The sequence below is a fragment of the Dellaglioa sp. CoH-57-MRSF-19 genome (assembly GCF_056781975.1).
The window spans coordinates 1-243 of record NZ_JBXAXW010000327.1; the positions used below are offsets into that span (position 1 = coordinate 1).

Below are 243 nucleotides of genomic sequence, written 5' to 3' on the forward strand. Positions count from 1 at the left end.
CGTTTTTGATTGCGCCGGGTTCCTGATCGCGAAGCTTCGTATAAGTTTCGTTCACTTCGTCTCGACGCCACGTCGGCATATAAGGAATCACGATGCCTTGATTGATATGAGCCTTCGTCAACGATTCCTCTTCGAAGATATAGGTCATAGTGGCGCACGCAAGCCGCGCATCGCGGATGCGTTCAATGCGATCCGCACGAATGAGCTGATCGGACACATCAATCAAGAGGGTGGCGTCCTTCG

General features: G+C 52.3%; 1 protein-coding gene. It reads right to left on the minus strand.

Going from position 1 to position 243, the window contains the following annotated elements; genetic code table 11:
- Positions 1-226 (minus strand): hypothetical protein (locus AC1RO3_RS09375; protein WP_481764149.1); only part of this gene is annotated, 226 nt, incomplete at its 3' end.
- Positions 227-243 lie beyond the last annotated feature (17 nt).